General features: G+C 61.2%; 18 protein-coding genes. 12 read left to right on the forward strand and 6 right to left on the reverse strand.

The genetic code is table 11. The annotated features are described in order from the left end of the window. Positions 1-24: 24 nt before the first annotated feature. Positions 25-1,011, reverse strand: coding sequence for a serine hydrolase (locus tag RHP72_RS12100; protein WP_007729299.1), 987 nt, complete (start codon positions 1,009-1,011; stop codon positions 25-27). A gap of 75 nt (positions 1,012-1,086) precedes the next feature. On the opposite strand from RHP72_RS12100, the gene RHP72_RS12105 reads away from it, so the two are divergent. The 6 genes from RHP72_RS12105 to RHP72_RS12130 all read left to right on the forward strand — a co-directional run bounded on the left by RHP72_RS12105 (position 1,087) and on the right by RHP72_RS12130 (position 6,782). Beyond that, positions 1,087-3,426 carry a Tex family protein gene (locus tag RHP72_RS12105; RefSeq protein WP_311094717.1) on the forward strand — a complete coding sequence of 780 codons (2,340 nt, stop codon included), beginning with the start codon at positions 1,087-1,089 and terminating at the stop codon, positions 3,424-3,426. A 104-nt stretch (positions 3,427-3,530) separates the two neighbouring features. Continuing rightward, positions 3,531-4,418, forward strand: coding sequence for a hypothetical protein (locus tag RHP72_RS12110; protein ID WP_003942742.1), 888 nt, complete (start codon positions 3,531-3,533; stop codon positions 4,416-4,418). An 89-nt stretch (positions 4,419-4,507) separates the two neighbouring features. Beyond that, entirely contained in the window at positions 4,508-4,849 is a 342-nt protein-coding gene (gene rplS, locus RHP72_RS12115) for a 50S ribosomal protein L19 (RefSeq protein ID WP_003942791.1), read from the forward strand. Positions 4,850-4,904: 55 nt separating this feature from the next. Continuing rightward, a complete protein-coding gene (lepB, locus tag RHP72_RS12120; protein ID WP_003942787.1) occupies positions 4,905-5,708 on the forward strand; it encodes a signal peptidase I in 804 nt (267 codons plus the stop codon). Positions 5,709-5,758: 50 nt separating this feature from the next. Next, positions 5,759-6,439 carry a ribonuclease HII gene (locus RHP72_RS12125; protein ID WP_076948478.1) on the forward strand — a complete coding sequence of 227 codons (681 nt, stop codon included), beginning with the start codon at positions 5,759-5,761 and terminating at the stop codon, positions 6,437-6,439. Positions 6,440-6,476: 37 nt separating this feature from the next. Next, positions 6,477-6,782 carry a DUF2469 domain-containing protein gene (locus tag RHP72_RS12130; protein WP_003942715.1) on the forward strand — a complete coding sequence of 102 codons (306 nt, stop codon included), beginning with the start codon at positions 6,477-6,479 and terminating at the stop codon, positions 6,780-6,782. A gap of 84 nt (positions 6,783-6,866) precedes the next feature. Here the strand turns inward: RHP72_RS12130 and RHP72_RS12135 are convergent, their stop codons facing one another. From RHP72_RS12135 to RHP72_RS12145, 3 genes are all read right to left on the reverse strand, one after another. Beyond that, positions 6,867-8,048, reverse strand: coding sequence for an RtcB family protein (locus tag RHP72_RS12135; protein WP_311094718.1), 1,182 nt, complete (start codon positions 8,046-8,048; stop codon positions 6,867-6,869). A 97-nt stretch (positions 8,049-8,145) separates the two neighbouring features. Next, a complete protein-coding gene (locus RHP72_RS12140; protein WP_003942716.1) occupies positions 8,146-8,364 on the reverse strand; it encodes a hypothetical protein in 219 nt (72 codons plus the stop codon). 82 nt (positions 8,365-8,446) lie between these two features. After that, entirely contained in the window at positions 8,447-9,454 is a 1,008-nt protein-coding gene (locus tag RHP72_RS12145) for an iron-siderophore ABC transporter substrate-binding protein (RefSeq protein WP_311094719.1), read from the reverse strand. Between the two features lie 251 nt (positions 9,455-9,705). Here RHP72_RS12145 and RHP72_RS12150 point away from each other — a divergent pair, with 251 nt between their 5' ends. After that, positions 9,706-10,404 (forward strand): AraC family transcriptional regulator, encoded by a 699-nt coding sequence (locus RHP72_RS12150; protein WP_287977138.1) that lies wholly within the window; start codon positions 9,706-9,708, stop codon positions 10,402-10,404. 115 nt (positions 10,405-10,519) lie between these two features. On the opposite strand, the gene RHP72_RS12155 is transcribed toward RHP72_RS12150, so the two are convergent. After that, positions 10,520-11,254, reverse strand: a complete 735-nt coding sequence (locus RHP72_RS12155; RefSeq protein WP_030535439.1) for a hypothetical protein — start codon at positions 11,252-11,254, stop codon at positions 10,520-10,522. A gap of 266 nt (positions 11,255-11,520) precedes the next feature. Here RHP72_RS12155 and RHP72_RS12160 point away from each other — a divergent pair, with 266 nt between their 5' ends. From RHP72_RS12160 to RHP72_RS12180, 5 genes are all read left to right on the forward strand, one after another. After that, complete coding sequence (locus tag RHP72_RS12160; protein ID WP_063316738.1) at positions 11,521-11,877, forward strand: YraN family protein; 357 nt, start codon at positions 11,521-11,523, stop codon at positions 11,875-11,877. Next, the gene (locus RHP72_RS12165; protein WP_311094720.1) at positions 11,877-13,385 is read left to right on the forward strand and encodes a YifB family Mg chelatase-like AAA ATPase; all 1,509 of its coding nucleotides are present in this window, start codon (positions 11,877-11,879) and stop codon (positions 13,383-13,385) included. Before RHP72_RS12160 ends, RHP72_RS12165 begins: the two co-directional genes overlap by 1 nt. Further along, positions 13,382-14,509: a DNA-processing protein DprA gene (gene dprA / locus RHP72_RS12170; RefSeq protein ID WP_165638302.1), complete on the forward strand. Its 1,128-nt coding sequence runs from the start codon at positions 13,382-13,384 to the stop codon at positions 14,507-14,509. The genes RHP72_RS12165 and dprA overlap by 4 nt, the downstream gene beginning before the upstream one ends. 461 nt (positions 14,510-14,970) lie before the next feature. After that, entirely contained in the window at positions 14,971-15,330 is a 360-nt protein-coding gene (locus tag RHP72_RS12175) for an Lsr2 family protein (protein ID WP_003942721.1), read from the forward strand. A 293-nt stretch (positions 15,331-15,623) separates the two neighbouring features. Then, complete coding sequence (locus RHP72_RS12180; protein ID WP_030535667.1) at positions 15,624-16,394, forward strand: siderophore-interacting protein; 771 nt, start codon at positions 15,624-15,626, stop codon at positions 16,392-16,394. Here the strand turns inward: RHP72_RS12180 and RHP72_RS12185 are convergent. Continuing rightward, the gene (locus RHP72_RS12185) at positions 16,391-17,563 is read right to left on the reverse strand and encodes a multidrug effflux MFS transporter (protein WP_165638371.1); all 1,173 of its coding nucleotides are present in this window, start codon (positions 17,561-17,563) and stop codon (positions 16,391-16,393) included. The two genes, RHP72_RS12180 and RHP72_RS12185, sit on opposite strands and share 4 nt — an antisense overlap. Positions 17,564-17,633 lie beyond the last annotated feature (70 nt).

Below are 17,633 nucleotides of genomic sequence, written 5' to 3' on the forward strand. Positions count from 1 at the left end.
CGAACACGACCGCGTTGGATCGAATCAGGGCCCGGAAGCTTCGGGCATCGCCGAATCCGCGGTCGTGGATGCCGCTGCCCAGTCGTCGATGCTTCCGCTCGGGAAGAGAATCTGCGTGACGCCGGTGACCGTGTCGCGTGCGTGCAATGCACTTTCGTCGTCGACGGCATCGGTGAACGAGGTGTCGGGATAGAAGCTGTCCTCATCCGTGTACTGGACGTCTTCTCGCGAACCGATCGCGATGATGTATCGGTTGTCGTCACCGACGATGCCGGTGGACAGATGGATCCACTTGTCCTCGACACAGCACATCCAGCCCTGTTTGACTCCTATGACGGGCTCGCCGAACAAGGCCTCGGGCAGGCCGAATCTCTGGTCGTAACCGTCGGTTCCTTCGGGAGTGGATTGCCGCAGGTACTCGACGAACTGCTCGACCCGTTCAGGTCCGAGTTGATCGGAGTCGTCGAGGACACCGCTGTAGAAGGTGACCAGGTCACGTGTCGTGGTCTCGGTGTTCCACCACATTCCGTCCCAGGGCGGCGTCGTCGCGGTCAGTGCGTAACGCTCGGCGACGCGGGTGATCACCTCTTGGCCGCCGACCTCGTCCCACAGGAGGTTGGCTGCGGTGTCGTCGGAGGATTCGAGCATCGCCGCCATGAGGGTGCGATCGTCGTCCGTGATGGGTCGCTCACCGCGCGCATCCTGATGAAGTAGATCCTCGGCGATGAAAAGTTTTGCCACCGAGGCTGTTTCGATCTGCTGGTCACCGGCGACGTCGAGGTACTTGTCCGAGGAGCGGTCGAGGATGGCGATGGAGACGTCCGCACCACGCCCGAGCGCAGCCACCTGAGCCTGTCCCAGACGGCCGTCGAGGGTCTCGGCTACCGGAACATTGGTGTCGGGAAAGGCGGGGGTCTGCATCGGATCATCCGGGTTCTGTCCACCGCTGCACGAAGCCGCAAAAGTAACTGCGGCCACCATTGCGGCAATCCGGACGTACCGCGTACTCATTTGTTTCCCCCGGTAGCCCTGACACGGCACTGTTGCCGATCTTCTTGTCTCAGGATAGCGGTAGGGTCGGATCTCGTGATTCTCAAGACCGTGAACCAGCGCATTGCCGAGGAACTCGACGTCCGCGAAGGCCAGGTTGCAGCAGCAGTCGACCTTCTCGACGGCGGAGCCACGGTGCCCTTCATCGCCCGGTACCGCAAGGAAGTCACCGGCACGCTCGACGACGCCCAGCTGCGACTCCTGGACGAGCGGCTGCGGTATCTCCGCGAGCTCGACGACCGTCGTGACGCCGTGCTCACGGAGATCGACTCTCAGGGCAAACTCGACGATCAACTGCGCGGTCAGATCATGCTGGCCGAGACGAAAGCGCGGCTGGAGGACATCTACCTCCCCTTCAAGCCGAAGCGGCGCACCAAGGCGCAGATCGCCCGCGAGGCCGGCCACGAGCCCGTCGCCGATGCTCTCATCGGAGATCCCACCACCGATCCCGCGAAGTATTCGGACGAGCAGCTCGACGGTGCCCGGTCGATCCTCGTCGAGCGCTTCGCCGAGGACGCCGATCTGGTCGGTGAATTGCGTGAGCTGATGTGGAATCGCGGCCAGGTCGTCTCCTCGGTCCGCAAGGGCAAGGAAACCGATGGCTCGAAGTTTGCTGACTACTTCGAGTTCTCGGAACCGTTCTCCAAATTGCCCTCGCACCGCATCCTCGCCGTCCTGCGCGGCGAGAAGGAAGAAGTGCTGTCGCTCAACATGGCGGCAGACACCGAAGAACTCGCGTCGGGGGAGCGCACGGTCTACGAAGGCCGCATCGCGTCGCGGTTCGAGATCGCCGACCGTGGTCGGGCCGCCGACGGGTGGCTTCTCGACACCGTCAAGTGGGCGTGGAAGACGAAGTTCGCCGTCACGCTCGGTATCGACACTCGGATGCGTCTGCGGCAGTCGGCCGAAAAGGACGCCGTCGACGTCTTCGCCACCAACCTCAAGGATCTACTCCTCGCAGCTCCCGCCGGCGCCCGACCCACCATGGGACTCGACCCCGGATTCCGCACCGGAACGAAGGTTGCCGTCGTCGACGGAACCGGCAAAGTTGTTGCCTACGAGACGATTTACCCGCACCAGCCGCAGAACAAGTGGGACGCGGCTCTCGCGACGCTTGCCGGACTGGTCGCCGAACACGGCGTCGAACTGATCGCCATCGGCAACGGCACGGCCTCACGCGAGACCGACACGCTCGCTACCGAACTGATCAAGAAGACCGGCGCGCCCAACCTGACCAAGATCGTCGTCTCCGAGGCAGGCGCATCGGTGTACTCGGCTTCGGCCTACGCGTCGCAGGAACTTCCCGACCTCGACGTCTCGATTCGCGGTGCGGTGTCCATTGCGCGTCGCTTGCAGGATCCGTTGGCGGAGTTGGTCAAGATCGATCCCAAGTCCATCGGCGTCGGTCAGTACCAGCACGACATCACCGAATCGCTGCTCTCGCGTTCCCTCGACGCCGTCGTCGAGGATGCCGTCAACTCGGTCGGCGTCGACGTCAACACCGCGTCCGTGCCGCTGCTTGCTCGGGTGTCCGGAATTGCAGGATCCCTTGCAGAGAGCATCGTCGCGCATCGGGACCAGAACGGTCCGTTCAAATCCCGCAAGGGTCTCAAGGATGTCTCCCGCCTGGGACCCAAGGCATTCGAGCAGTGCGCAGGCTTCCTGCGGATCACCGACGGCGACGACCCTCTCGACGCGTCGAGCGTCCACCCGGAGGCATATCCGGTGGTTCGCAAGATCGTCGCGAGTGCAGGCGGGGACGTGCGCACCGTGATCGGAAACTCGCAGGCACTTCGATCGGTCAAGGCGTCCGACTACGTCGACGAGCGATTCGGTCTACCGACCGTCACCGACATCATCTCCGAGTTGGAGAAGCCGGGACGAGATCCGCGACCCGAATTCAAGACCGCAACCTTTGCCGCAGGTATCGAGAAGGTCGCGCATCTCAAGCCCGGCATGACCCTCGAAGGCGTGGTCACCAACGTCGCAGCCTTCGGTGCCTTCGTCGACATCGGAGTTCATCAGGACGGTCTGGTTCACGTCTCGGCGATGTCACACAACTTCGTCAAGGACCCACGCGAGGTCGTCAAGTCAGGTGACGTCGTCAAGGTGAAGGTCCTCGAAGTGGACGAGGCACGCCAACGCATCGGGCTGACGCTTCGTCTCGACGACGAGGTGGGAGCGCCCCGCAAGTCCGAAGGCCAGCGAGGTGGGCAACCCCAGCGGCAGGGCCAGCCGCAGGGCCAGCGTCAAGGGCAGGGGCAGCAACGAGGAAATGGCGGACGCCAGGGCGGACGCGAGCAGCGACCGGACAACCGCGCGCCTGCTGCCGGGTCGATGGCCGACGCTCTGCGCAAGGCGGGCTTCGGCAAGTAAATCCGTCCGCCGGGTTTTCGTAGTCCGTATCGTCACAATCGAGTCGGTTGGCGGTATGAATCCGATCAGGGTCGGATCATGAATTCGGTGAAGGGAGGACAGTGATGCGGGAGTGGCTCGAGCGCGAGATCATCGCCCATGGCCGATTGCCGTTGCTGTTCTTCCTGCTCGGGTTCCTGTCCGCCTTCCTTTTCATCCGCCTCAGCGTCCGGATGATTCGCGCGCAAGTGAAATGGTGGCCGGGCAACATCGCGCCCGGAGGCCAGCATGTGCATCACGTCGTGTTCGGTGTGATCGCCATGATGATCTCCGGTGGTGCGTTGATCGCGGTCTACGTCGATGGTTCGCAGACCACCGGTGCCGTCCTGGCGGCGATCTTCGGTATGGGTGCTGCGTTGGTGCTCGACGAGTTCGCACTGATCTTCTATCTGAAGGATGTGTACTGGTCCGAACAAGGTCGGACCTCGGTGGATGCGGTCTTCGTCGCGATCGCCGTGACCGGCCTGGTGCTGCTGGGTTTCCGCCCGCTCGAACTTCTCGACGTCGCCGGATTCCGTGAAGAACGCGATCCGTGGATCAAGTTGGTCTTCGTTTTCGTCGCGTTGATCAACTTCGCCTTGGCAGCCATCGTGATTCTCAAGGGGAAGATCTGGACGGGGCTCGTCGGTCTGTTCGTTTTCCCGTTGCTGGTAATCGGAGCGGTCCGCCTGAGCCGGCCGGGTGCACCGTGGGCTCGCTGGCGGTACACGCGCAAGCCGAAACGGATGAACCGCGCGCTCGAACGTGAACGGAAATGGCGTCGGCCCGTCATCCGGGCCAAGATCTACGTTCAGGATCTGATTGCCGGATCGCCGAGCGTCGAACATGCGATGACCGCGGCCGAGCAGGAACTGGACCACACCATCCACGCAGCTCCGCCGCCACCGATTTCCCCGCTGGTATCCGCGTCTGGCACAATGGACGGGTTGCCTGGACCAGGCAGCAGCACTTGATCTGGGCACGAACCAGACGAGCGCCGTTTCGGGAGACCGAAACGCGTGCCGCTCGGTTCCTCTGCTCCTGCGAAATACAAGGATGACATATGAACACCCTGGACTTCCTGGACAAAAAGTCGCTCCGCGACGACATCCCCGAGTTCCGTCCCGGCGACACGCTCAACGTGAACGTCAAGGTTATCGAAGGCTCCAAGGAGCGCGTGCAGGTCTTCAAGGGCGTCGTTATTCGTCGCCAGGGCGGCGGCGTTCGCGAGACCTTCACCGTCCGTAAGGTCTCCTTCGGCGTCGGCGTCGAGCGCACCTTCCCGGTTCACAGCCCCACGCTGGCCTCCATCGAGGTTCTGACCCGCGGTGACGTCCGTCGCGCCAAGCTCTACTACCTCCGTGAGCTTCGTGGCAAGAAGGCGAAGATCAAGGAAAAGCGCTGATCTTTCCGATGAGCCCGGCACCGCGTACGCGCGGTGTCGGGCTAATCTGGTTTCTGTGGCAGATTCTTCGAAGGAGCAGGCATTGTCGTCCGGACCCGAGAATCACGAGGGATCAAGCGGTTCCGCGGAACCGACCTCACATCGGCCGCAGAAGAAACAGCGATCGTTTCTGCGAGAACTCCCTGTTCTGATCGGCGTAGCGCTGGTACTCAGCATCGTCCTTCAGGCATTTGTCTTCAGAGTTTTTCTCATCCCATCCGAGTCGATGGAACCGACACTGCACGGCTGTGCGGGATGTACCGGTGACCGCATCGTGGTGGAGAAGATCGGATACCGCTTCGGCGATCCGGAACCCGGCGACGTCGTCGTCTTCAAGGGACCCGATTCGTGGAACACGAAATATGTGTCCAATCGGTCCGACAACGTTGTCGTCCGCGGCATTCAAGAGGTCGGTTCGTGGGTCGGCCTCGTTCCGCCGGACGAGAACGACTTGGTCAAGCGAGTGATCGCTACCGGCGGCCAGACCGTCGAATGCTGTGACGATCAGGGCCGAGTCCTGGTCGACGGCAAGCCGCTCGACGAGCCGTACATCAAGATGGATTTCCCGTTCACCCCGGGAACACAGACGTGTGACACCGAACTGAAGTCGGGCCGCTGCTTCGGGCCGATCACCGTTCCCGAGGGCCACGTGTGGGTCATGGGTGACAACCGCAGCAATTCCGCCGACTCGCGCTACCACGTCGACGACGAGTTCCAGGGAACCGTCCCGATCGACAACATCATCGGTCAAGCGCGATTCATCGTCCTTCCCCCGTCGCGAATGGGCGGCATCGATGCGCCTGATATTCAGGGCAACTGAGTTGTCGGACCGCACACATGGATTCGCGTAGTTCCGAGTAGGCAGAGACAGTGAGTAGTTGGCCCCCTCGCGTTGTCATTCGCAGATCGGCAGGTCTGCGGACGATGGAGTCTGCGTTGGCGCGAACCGGACTCGGTCCGGTGGCCGGCGTCGACGAGGCCGGGCGCGGAGCGTGCGCTGGTCCACTTGTCATTGCAGCGTGTGTCCTGGCGCCGAAACCGCAAGCAGCCCTCGCGCGGCTCGACGATTCGAAGAAGCTGACCGAACGTGCGCGCGAGGAGCTTTTCCCGGCGATCAAGCGCTTGGCGTTGGCGTGGAGTGTCATCTCTGTTCCCGCTGCGGAAGTCGATCAGATCGGCATCCACGTCGCCAACATCGAGGGGATGCGTCGAGCAGTCGCGGGCCTCGATCTCGAACCGGGCTACGTTCTCACCGACGGGTTCCGGGTTCCGGGTCTGACGGCTCCGTCGCTACCCGTCATCGGCGGTGACGGCGCCGCTGCATGCATCGCCGCGGCGAGCGTTCTCGCGAAGGTGACCCGAGATCGTGTGATGACCGAGATGGACGACACTCATCCGGGATACGGCTTCGCGATTCACAAGGGATACAGCACGCCACTGCACATGGACGCTCTCGACGCGCTGGGGCCGTGCCCCGAGCACCGCATGACCTATGCCAACGTGGTGGCTGCGGGAGTCCGGTTGGAACAACGCGCGGGCCGTACGGGATGATGGACGTTCAGACGAACTGGGAGGACTGGCTAAACCGATGAGTGCCGAGGATCTCGAGAAGTACGAAACCGAGATGGAGCTGTCGCTCTACCGTGAATACCGGGACATCGTCGGACAGTTCTCCTACGTCGTGGAGACCGAACGACGTTTCTACCTGGCCAACACGGTCGAGTTGCTGCCCCACAATTCAGACGGGGAGATCTACTTCGAGCTGCGGATGTCCGACGCCTGGGTGTGGGACATGTACCGCCCGGCGCGATTCGTGAAATACGTACGCGTCGTGACCTTCAAGGACGTCAACATCGAAGAGCTGGACAAGCCGGATCTGCGCCTTCCTGACTGATCTGCGCTTGCCAAACTGATCTCGACAACGAAGTGCCCCGCCGATATCGGCGGGGCACTTCGTATTTCGCGGAGTTGTGCGGGGTCAGTTGCCCTTGACGTTCACAATCTGACGCAGTGTGTGTCGAATCTCGACCAAGTCCTTCGCGTCGTCCATCACGACGTCGATGTCCTTGTACGCACCCGGGATCTCGTCGAGGAACGCCGCGGAACGCTTGTATTCGATGCCGACCATTGCCTTGTCGAGATCTTCGATGGTGAAGGTCTTGCGTGCCTGGTTACGTCCGTACACCCGACCCGCGCCGTGGGGGCTGGACTTGAACGACGGTACGTTTCCCTTTCCGACGACGACGTAACTCGCCGTCCCCATCGAACCGGGGATGAGCCCGGGCGTGCCCTCGTCGGCCTTGATCGCACCCTTACGGCTCAGCCACACACCCCTGCCCATGTGGAACTCCTTCTGGGTGAAGTTGTGGTGGCAGTTGATCCGCTCGACTTCGTCGATGATCGCGGGCTTGCCGTCTCCCATGAAATGCGCGAAGTCCTTCACGACGCGGTCCATCATCTCTTCGCGGTTGAGCAGAGCGAAGTGCTGAGCCCAGTTGAGATCGGTGATGTACGAGTCGAATTCGGGCGTCTTCTCGACCAGGTAGGCAAGATCCGGATCGGGAAGGTTGATGTACCACCGCTCGCACAAGTCCTTGGCGATCTTGATGTGATGCTGCGCGAGCTTGTTTCCGATACCGCGGCTTCCCGAGTGCAGGAACAGCCAGACGCCGTCGCTCTCGTCGAGCGTCACCTCGATGAAGTGGTTACCAGAGCCCAGCGTTCCGAGCTGAAACCTCCAGTCGTTCTTGAACTTGTCGTAGAAGGACAGACGATCGCCCGCCATCGCCTCGAGTTCTGCGATGCGGATTTTCGCCGTGTCGCTCAGCGTCTTGTTGTAGACACCTGCCGAGAGCGGGACGGAGCGTTCGATGCTGTGGCGAAGTACGGTCAGGTCGCGGCCTTGAAGGTCGCGTGCGCTGAACTGGGTTTTGACCGCGATCATTCCGCAGCCGATATCGACTCCGACGGCGGCGGGTATGATTGCGCCTTCCGTCGGAATGACCGAACCCACCGTCGCTCCCGCACCGAGGTGCGCATCCGGCATAAGCGCCAGATGTGGACGGACAAAAGGCATCTGGGACGTACGCAGCGCTTGCTCGCGAGTGTTCTCGTCGAGTATCGATGCCCAGTTCCACAGCCTCTTGGTGATCTTCTCCATCAGATTTCTCCCACATAGTTCACAGCCGAACCGATCGGTCCGGTGTGTCGTGCAGGAATGACCATGCGCTCGGTCAGTGGTTGTGTGCAACCCCTTTTCAGGTTCGCAGGCCGTCTGCGAGTTCGTAGATTCGTCCGACATACTTCTCCTGGAAGGCTTTTCGGGCAGCATCTGCTTGTTGCCGTGCGCCCATCTGGGAGTAGAGGTACTCGAGATGAACCAAACTCTCGCCGATGTCGACGCGTCGCTGGTCGAGAACCGTCAGCTCGTCGACCAGTCGAGCCAGATCTAACGCGGTGTCCGGTACCTCGTCCATGGTGATCCTCGATGTCCGTGAGTGCTTCCTGGGTTTGAGGCTAGCATCATTCGAACATATTTTCGATACCTGGAATGGTTGGTTACTTCGACAATGTGGCGGTCAGTTGGTCGATGGCATACGGAATGCTCAGGACCGTGTTGCCGGACATCGCCGCGCCGACTGGGGGATCTGCGGTGTACCGCACGGCTATCGCATTTCCGCTCTTCACGGCGGGTAGGCGCTGGTAGGGCGTGTTGCCGGCGAGGGCCTTCTCTCCCTCTGGATCGGCCATTACGATCAAACGATCAACGGGTTCGAGGATGTCGTATCGCTCGTTCGGCAGCCAGTCGCCGAACTGGTCGCCGACGAATGCGTCGACCGTCGCAGGGAGGGTGAACCCGAGTGACGAGAGGAAAATGCCGCGTGGGTCGTGCGACGAGAACACGTATCCCTCGGGAGTGTCGAGGTTGACGATCGTTGCGGTTTGCCCGGCGAACTCCGGGTGTGCAGCGCGGGCGGCGGCAAACGCGTTTTCGGTATCCGTGATCAGTTGCTGAGCTTGTGGTCCTTTGCCGAGGGCGCGCCCGGCGGTGAGCGTCATGTCGGTCCACGGCGTTGTGTACGCGTCGTAGTCCTTGCTCTGCGCGACAGTCGGCGCAATCGAGGTCAGCTTCTTGTAGGTTTCCGTGTCTATGTCGGCGTACAGCGCGAGGATCAGATCTGGTGCGAGGGAGGCGATTTGCTCGAAGTTGAAGTCTCCGCCGCTGTTGATGTAGGTCGGAGTCTTTCCTTTCCAGTAGTCCTTCGTCCGCGGCCAGCTTTCATCCATGCCGGAGCCCCACCATTCGGCCATTCCGACGGGTTCAACCCCCAGGGCAAGCAGTGGTTCGTGATCGGTGTATCCGAGTGTGACGACGCGCTGTGGTGCGGCGTCGATTGTCGTCGAACCCAGTGCGTGCTCAATCGTCACGGGGAATGCGTCGTTGGTCTGGAGCGCTGATGCGGTGTCGACGCCTTGCGCGGTTCCGCAGGCGGTCGAGAACCCGATGATCGCGGCCGTAGTGAGTAGGGCGGCGAGGATTCGGGTGCTACGTGAGGGCACGTGCATGCTCCTTCGGGGTGGTGGGCGAATGATCTGAGTTCCGCATGAAGTAATGAACTGGTAGCGTCGGCAATAAAGTGAGGCTAACCTTTGCGGAATCGTCGGTCCATCCTTCCGGATGGACTCGGATACGCCCAGAAAGACGCGAAATGTCCACTATCGAGTACTCGACTCGCCCAAAGTCATTGCTAGCGCTGCCCGATAGTCGCGGACGGACATTCAAAGATTTTCAGGTTTACGCCAACGTAGTCGAGGGCGTGACCGCGTACGGGGCTCACCGCCACCCGGAGCATCAGATCGCCTGGATGAGTGAAGGGACGATGCAGATCGCCGCCGGGGGCAATGTGTGGCACCTGCACAGCGAGCACTTGGTCTGGTTGCCGGGCACCGTTCTCCACGACATGACGCTTCTGTCGGCGGGATGCATGATCGCGGCCTATGCGCGTCCGGATCTACGCCCTGGCGGGCCCAGGTGGACTCAGCCACTGGTTCTCGAAGTCGATGCTTTGTCCGCTCAATTGCTGCGCCATCTCGCAGATCGGACCATCGACGATGCTCGGCGGTTGATGAGTCAGGAGTTGCTCTACGACATTCTTGCTGCCGCGCCCGAACGGCACGACGTCCTCGCGGTTCCTCGTAATGCTGCGGCGAGTTCGGTTTCTGCCCGCATCCTTGCCGATCCGGCAGACGCACGGACGCTGGGGGAGTGGGCGGGCGAACTCGGGGTCAGTTCCAAGACTTTGATGCGTGCCTTTGTCGCCGATACCGGGATTACCTTCGGACAGTGGAGGACTCGAGCACGCATGTACGCATCACTCGAGATGCTCGCGCGGGGTGAGGGTGTCAATGACGTTGCCCCGCAAGTGGGTTACCGGACCAGTAGTGGGTTCATCGCCGCATTTCGGGAAACCTTCGGTACGACGCCCGCCCGGTACGGCGGAAAGCTGACGCGGTGATTTGCTGATGATTTCTTGAACTCGGTTGACGGCAAAGCTTTGTTCGGCAACGTAGAAATGGGCCGAGTTGCCAGCATGTGCTGGTGGCTCGGCCCATTTACTAATCTGAACTGAGTCAGCTCATGTTGCCGAGCACATTGCCCAGGACGCCGCTGATGACATTGGTCATCGACCCCTGCGGGTCGGTCAGGGAGCCGAATACCTGGCCCGATCCGGAGTTGAGCGAGCCGAAGCCCATGTCTTCGAGGCTTCCGGCGCCGGCCTCGACGGGGTTCGGCTGCCGGATGGTGACACACACGCCCATCGGATTGATGTCCCAGTCGCCCGCCGCCAGCACAATGTTGGTGCCGGCGCCGCTGTCGAGCTGAGAGCCGACAACTGCGTTATCGGGAACCTTGTAGGTGGTCTCCAATGCGATGATGCCGCCACCAGCAGTGGTCCATCCGCCGCCCTTTGCCACCACGGAGTTGTTGCCGACGACGACGGTCTTGGTGACGTCGTCCCACTTCTGGTCGCCGATAAGCCATTTGACGTTCAGGCGAGCCTTGACCAGCTGGAATCCTGCCGGGTGGAAATCGCGGATCTGATTGACGAGTGCTCCCGAACCGGAAACCTTTGTCAGGTAGGTGACCGTCTGTCCCGGGGCGACCTTGCCGTCGCCGACAACCTCCTTGCTGACGGTGTACGGCGTCCCGAGGGAACCGGCCCAACTGTCGGTGACCGACTGGTTGAGCGCGCATGCCGGTGCTGCTTGCGCCACCGAGGCTCCAAGTCCAACAGTGACGCCGGCGGCGATGAGAACGAGGGATGTAGTGGTTGCTACTGCGTGGCGAAGTGAGCGGCGGGCCATGTAGAACTCCATTCAGCGGGGTGCGTGACGGTTTGAGCAAAACTGTAACTAGTTCTACTGGACTTTCGTCCAAGATGTGGCTGATTTCAGAAAATTGTCAGGTTTCGGGTCGCCGTTGGTGTGTCGCGCTGCCGAATTCCACAGGTTCCGAGTTGTGAACAGGTTGTTTTCGGATGGCTTGGTTTTGTGGTGGTGGGTCGAGGGTGGTGGTTGGGACGCGCTTCGTATGGGGCGGGCGCGCGGTCGTGTGAGTGGTGGGGGCTGCGATGGCGAGGAATATGGCGTTGGGGGCTCGGGGCGAGGATGTGGCTGTCGAGTTCCTGATCGATGCGGGTTTGGAGATTGTCGAACGCAATTGGCGTTGTCGGTACGGCGAGTTGGATGTGATTGCGACGTCCGGTGATCGAATTGTGTTCGTGGAGGTGAAGACTCGGTCGGGTGTCGGGTACGGGAGTCCGGCGGAGTCGGTGACGTTCGCGAAGCAGCGTCGGATTCGGGTGTTGGCGATGCAGTGGCTCACTGATTCGGGTCGGTCGTGGTCGAGGGTGCGTTTTGATGTGGTGGCTGTGTTGATCGGTCGCGACGGTGTGCCTTCGGTCGAGCATTTTGTGGATGCGTTCTGATGGCGTTGGGGCGGGCGCATTCTGTTGCGGTCAGTGGTGTGGACGGGCAGATCGTGGAGATCGAGGCGGATATCGGGCGCGGGTTGCCTGCGGTGCATTTGGTGGGGCTGCCTGATACGGCGTTGCACGAGTCGCGTGATCGGATTCGGGCCGCGGTGACCAATTCTGGTGAGGAGTGGCCGGACAGCAAGGTGATTTTGGCGTTGTCGCCGGCGACGTTGCCGAAGGTGGGCAGTGTTTACGATTTGGCGTTGTCGTTGTCGGTTCTCGATGCGGCGAAGAAGTTGCCGCGGAAGTTGTTGCGGGAGACTGTGTTTTTGGGGGAGTTGGCGCTCGACGGTCGTTTGCGGACGGTGCGTGGTGTGTTGCCTGCGGTGCTTGCGGCGAAGCGAGCGGGGTGGGGGACTGTGGTGGTTCCGGCTCGGGCGTTGGCTGAGGCGGGCTTGGTGAAGGGGATCGAGGTGCTGGGCGCTGACGATCTGTCCGCGGTGATCGGGTGGTTGCGTGGGGAGTTGGCGCTGGTTGTTCCTGATGTTTTCGAGCGTGCTGGTGTGGTGGCGGTGCGGGATTTGAGTGAGGTTGTCGGGCAGACGGATGCTCGGTGGGCGATCGAGGTTGCTGCGGCGGGTGCGCATCATTTGATGTTGACGGGTCCGCCGGGGATCGGGAAAACGATGTTGGCGCAGAGGCTTCCGGGGATTCTTCCGCCGTTGACGGAGGGGGAGTCGTTGGAGGTGACGGCGATTCATTCGGTGGCGGGGGTGTTGCCGGAGGATCGGCCGTTGATCGATATGCCGCCTTTCATTGCGCCGCATCACAGTTCGTCGGTCAGTTCGCTGGTGGGTGGTGGTAGTGGGATGGCTCGTCCTGGTGCGGTCAGCCGCGCCCATCGCGGCGTGCTGTTTCTCGACGAATGTGCCGAGATCGGGGTGAAGGTGCTCGAAGCGTTACGCACGCCACTCGAAGACGGGGAAGTGCGAATCGCCCGGCGGGACGGAGTTGCGCGGTACCCGGCGCGGTTCCAGCTGATCCTGGCCGCCAATCCCTGCCCATGCGCGCCGCCGCGAGACGCGGACTGCGTCTGCGCACCCGCGGCGCGTCGCCGTTACCTGGGGAAATTGTCCGGCCCGCTCTTGGACCGAGTCGACATCAGGGTCCGGATGCAGGCCGTTGCAACCGGCGCGCTGATCGACGAAGTGGGAGAAAGCACCAGCGATGTTCGTGCGCGCGTGGCGGCGGCTCGAGACACTGCGGCCCAGCGGTGGAGTGAGTACGGGTGGCGGACCAACGCGGAGGTACCAGGGCCGGCGTTGAGACAGAAGTTCAGACTCTCGCGTGCAGCGCTGGCGCCGGTGGAACGGGCGCTGCGTAAAGGTGTCATCACTGCTCGTGGGGCGGACCGAGCGTTGCGGGTTGCCTGGAGTGTCGCCGATCTGGCAGGTGAGGCGATGCCCGGACCAGACCAAGTTGTCACCGCACTCGACTTCCGAGACAGGGGATTCCAATGACTACACACGATCCACGACTACTCGCTTGGGCATATCTGTCCCGCGTCGTGCAGGGCCCAAGCGCGTATATGTCCATGTTGATCGACGAGCTCGGGGTCGAAGAAACTGCGAGGGCGGTCCGCAACGGCGATCTGCCACCCGCGATCGAGGAGAAGACACGAGCCCGCGCTCACATCGACACAGCCCAACGAGACCTCGACCTGATGGAGGCGATGGGTGGCAGGCTCGTAACACCGAACTGCGCCGATTGGCCGGCGTGGCGAATGCTTTCCTTCGACGGACTCGATCCCTCCGGGGGTGAGACGGCGCCATTTGTGTTGTGGGTGTTGGGGTCCGGGGATTTGGTTGATCTGACCGAGAGATCGGTTGGAATTGTGGGCACGCGGGCATCTACTGCGTACGGCGAACACGTGACGGCAGAGATTGCCGGTGACCTCGCTGTCGACGGATGGACCGTGATTTCCGGGGCGGCCTTCGGTATCGACGGGGCCGCGCACCGCGCTGCATTGGGCGTAGGTGGAAACACACTGGCTGTCTTGGCCTGTGGCGTGGATCGAGCGTATCCGTCAGGGCATGCGCGACTACTCAAACAGATAGCGAGTTCGGGTGCAGTGATAAGTGAATATCCGCCGGGCACAACACCTGCAAAGTTCCGGTTTCTGGCAAGGAATCGACTGGTAGCTGCGTTGTCGGACGGAGTAGTGGTGGTCGAGGCGGGTTGGCGCAGTGGTGCACGCAATACCGCCAATTGGGCTCGGAAGTTAGGCCGTCCCGTGATGGCGGTGCCCGGACCGGTTACCTCGGCATCGTCGACCGGATGCCACCGGATGATCCGAGAAGGTGAAGCGCAACTCGTGTCCAATGCCGTGGATGTAGTCGAAGCGTCAGGCCCATTTGGTGTCGGGGATTCCGCGGAGGATGCGGCCGCGACGCGTGACATCGACGCATTGCGAGGCAATTCTCGATTGGTATACGAAGCATTGCCGGGAACGGGGTCTCGCAGTACGCGTGAGTTGTCCGAGGAATCGGGATTGCTCATAGCTCAGGTTCGTGCCACTCTTCCTCTGCTCGAACTGGAGGGATTTGCAAGTTCTGATTCCAGTGGTTGGTTTCGGACGCGGTAGTACGTGAACTACTTCTGCGCCCGTCAGACCATGCGTGGCGATGCTCACTAATCGTTTGCGAAGACCGTGAATCGTCAATACCCGCAGCGCATCGGAAATGGCACGTCAGGGCTATTTTTCACGAATTTGCTCGACTGTGTGCAATGTAATTCTCGATGCGTTTCGCCGACCCGACCTGCAAGTTCGACGGGTCTCAGGAAAGCCTCAGGTCAATGTGCATGGAAGTCCGATTAGTCTGGATCACGATGACGGCGGGCATTGATTGACACCCGGCATCCGAGGGATGAATGGGCAGAATTTTCAGGGTCGTGTTCGGTCGAGGCAATGCCGCTAACCCGCTGCTAATTCGGACCATTGAGTCTGTTCGGAAACGGTGAAGGCTTTCGAACTTCTTTTGTTCATCAACGCTCTATCTGTGTATTGTGAAGGAGAATTGAATCGATCATTGAAAGAGGAGTGCAATGGCTGAGAAGCTGATTCGGCAACTCATCGACGACCTTGATGGTAAGCCGATTGACGATGGATTCGGTGATCGAATTGAGTTCTCTTACCAGGGAACGGATTACGTGATCGATCTGCGCGCCACCAATGCAGAGAAGTTCGACGCTGCGGTAAAGCCGTTCGTGGAGGCTGCTGCGAAGGTGAGCGGGAAGCGCGGCAAGAAGGCTCAGGCTGCATCTCCGCAGGCCACATCAGGTTCCGGACGCTCCAAGGAAACGCTCCAGGCCATCCGTGACTGGGCAGGTAAGAACGGTTACGAAGTTGCTCCGCGTGGGCGTATCAAAGCGGAAATCATCGACGCTTTCGACGCTGCACACTAGATCGAATTAAATACACCTCTGGCTCTCGGCGAACTCGCCGGGAGCCAGAGGTGTATTTTACTGTTGCTTTGCCGAGTTCTCGGACAGCTTTGTCCGACAGGTCGTCCGTGTGAAGCTGATCAGATAATTCGTCTAAACAGCACCGAATTTACCCAGCAGATTGGTCGGTTTCTTTCGCTCTGCACAAAGGTCGACAGAGCGCTATGTGGAGTCGCCGGCGAGGTATTTCGCCCTCGTGCTGCAATTGTCGTGTACATTAGTTAGGTAACACTAACTTTCGGAAGGATCTTTCTGTGGCCAAGCCGACAACTGCATTGACGGTTCTGCGGACCGAACAATTGACCCCCCATATGGTACGAGTGTTTCTCGGGGGACCAGGCTTCGAGTCGTTCACTCCCAGCGAATACAGCGATTCCTATGTAAAGATCGAATTCGGCACTCCTGATCAGCCGACACTGCGCACCTACACGATTCGTTCGTACGATCTTGATGCCAAAGAGATTGCAATCGATTTTGTCGTCCACGGCGACATGGGTGTCGCAGGTCCTTGGGCCGCGTCAGTTCAGCCGGGCGCTGAGATTACTCTGCGGGGACCCGGTGGCGCGTTTTTGCCGTCACCAACCGCTGATTGGTATCTCTTCGTCGGAGACGAGACCGCAATACCCGCTATTTCCGCGTCGATAGCGCGATTGGCGCCGAATGCGGTCGGCTACGCCGTCGTCGAGGTCGGGGGACCGGAAGACGAAATCGCGCTCGATGCCCCAGAAGGTATTGCCGTGACCTGGCTGCATCGCGGGGCATCGTCCGACGCGGTCGGCGAAGAATTGGCGGGCGACAACGCTCCGGTTGTCGCCGCGGTCAAGGCGCTCGAGTGGTTGCCGGGCGAACCGCACGTGTTCATTCACGGTGAAGCGCAAGCCGTCATGCACAACCTCCGGCCGTACATTCGCAAGGAACGAAATGTCCCGGCGTCGGCCGCTTCTATTTCCGGCTATTGGCGTCGTGGTCGCACCGAAGAGGGCTTCCGGGTCTGGAAGTCCGAACTCGCTGCGGCCGAAAACTAACTCGCGGCGGCCGTGCCGCGAGTCAGCAACACGAGCGCAACGGCCGCAAGAACTCCGAAGGTGGGAATTGCGATTGCCATCGGAACTGCCGTGTCTTCTCCCGCAATTCCCACCAACGGCGAAACCAGCGCCGCCAAGCCGAACTGGCCCGCTCCCATCAGCGCTGAACCGGTCCCGGCCGCGTTGGTGACCTCTCCTTGGGCGAGAGCGGTCGCATTGCCCATGATGAACCCGATGCTCGAAATTGCCACCAACAGTGGGACCAAGATCAACCAGGTATTCGTGGAACTGAAAACCACGCTGGTGCAGAACAATACGGCGCCGCCCATGAGGAGTAGGCACACGCCGAAACGCAGCAGCGTGCGTGCTCCGACGCGACCGAGCAGGCGAGTGGTGATCATCGCTGCCGTGACCATTCCGGTGGCGTTCACTGCGAACACGATCGAGAATTGTGACGGACTCAGTCCGAGAACGTTCTGAACGACGAACGGTGACGCGGAGATGTACGCGAACAAGGCGCCGAATCCGAAGACGAATGCGAGCGCATATCCGAGGTAGTGCCGATTGCGGACCACGTATCGCAGATTCGAGATCAGGGCCTTCAATCCGCCGCCGTGGCGTCGCTCGGGCGGAAGTGTCTCGGGAACGAGCAAAACGACACCAGCCACCATCACGGCGCCCGCGACAGCCAGGACCCAGAAGATTCCGCGCCATCCGACGGGGCCGAGAAGTGCGCCGCCGATCAGTGGCGCGACGACGGGAGCGATACCGCCGATGATCATCATGATGCTGAAGAGCTTCGCTGCGTCGTCGCCGCGCGCTCGGTCGGCAATACAAGCGCGGGCAAGAACGATGGCGGCGCCTCCACTCAAGCCCTGGACGAGTCGTGCACCGATGAGAAACTCGATGTTCGGCGCCACCGCGCATGCCGCGCCGCTCAGTGCCGTGATGATTGTCGCGGCCAGCAGTATTCGTCGCCTGCCAAGTCCGTCGGAGATCGGACCGATGATCAGCTGGCCGATTCCGAGGCCTGCCATGAAGGTGGTCAGCGTGAGCTGAACGCTGGCCGCAGTAGTGTCGAGTGCATCCGCCATCAACGGTAGGCCGGGCAGGTACATGTCGATGGACAGTGGAGCGATTGCGGAAATCAGTGCCAGTACGCACAACATCTTCAGAGGAATTGCTCGATTCACCGATCAACCCTATCGGCGAGGGAGCTTGCAGTTTCAATCGCGGCGA

Source organism: Rhodococcus sp. SG20037 (assembly GCF_031763325.1).
GTDB lineage: Bacteria > Actinomycetota > Actinomycetes > Mycobacteriales > Mycobacteriaceae > Rhodococcus_F > Rhodococcus_F qingshengii.

Coding starts and splice junctions, on each gene's coding strand:
- RHP72_RS12160 (WP_063316738.1), top strand. CDS start 11,521: ATGGCGAGGAATATGGCGTTGGGGGCTCGGGGCGAGGATGTGGCTGTC.
- RHP72_RS12185 (WP_165638371.1), bottom strand. CDS start 17,563: ATGTTGTGCGTACTGGCACTGATTTCCGCAATCGCTCCACTGTCCATC.
- RHP72_RS12110 (WP_003942742.1), top strand. CDS start 3,531: ATGCGGGAGTGGCTCGAGCGCGAGATCATCGCCCATGGCCGATTGCCG.
- RHP72_RS12130 (WP_003942715.1), top strand. CDS start 6,477: ATGAGTGCCGAGGATCTCGAGAAGTACGAAACCGAGATGGAGCTGTCG.
- RHP72_RS12135 (WP_311094718.1), bottom strand. CDS start 8,048: ATGGAGAAGATCACCAAGAGGCTGTGGAACTGGGCATCGATACTCGAC.
- RHP72_RS12145 (WP_311094719.1), bottom strand. CDS start 9,454: ATGCACGTGCCCTCACGTAGCACCCGAATCCTCGCCGCCCTACTCACT.
- dprA (WP_165638302.1), top strand. CDS start 13,382: ATGACTACACACGATCCACGACTACTCGCTTGGGCATATCTGTCCCGC.
- RHP72_RS12155 (WP_030535439.1), bottom strand. CDS start 11,254: ATGGCCCGCCGCTCACTTCGCCACGCAGTAGCAACCACTACATCCCTC.
- rplS (WP_003942791.1), top strand. CDS start 4,508: ATGAACACCCTGGACTTCCTGGACAAAAAGTCGCTCCGCGACGACATC.
- RHP72_RS12165 (WP_311094720.1), top strand. CDS start 11,877: ATGGCGTTGGGGCGGGCGCATTCTGTTGCGGTCAGTGGTGTGGACGGG.
- RHP72_RS12140 (WP_003942716.1), bottom strand. CDS start 8,364: ATGGACGAGGTACCGGACACCGCGTTAGATCTGGCTCGACTGGTCGAC.
- RHP72_RS12175 (WP_003942721.1), top strand. CDS start 14,971: ATGGCTGAGAAGCTGATTCGGCAACTCATCGACGACCTTGATGGTAAG.
- RHP72_RS12100 (WP_007729299.1), bottom strand. CDS start 1,011: ATGAGTACGCGGTACGTCCGGATTGCCGCAATGGTGGCCGCAGTTACT.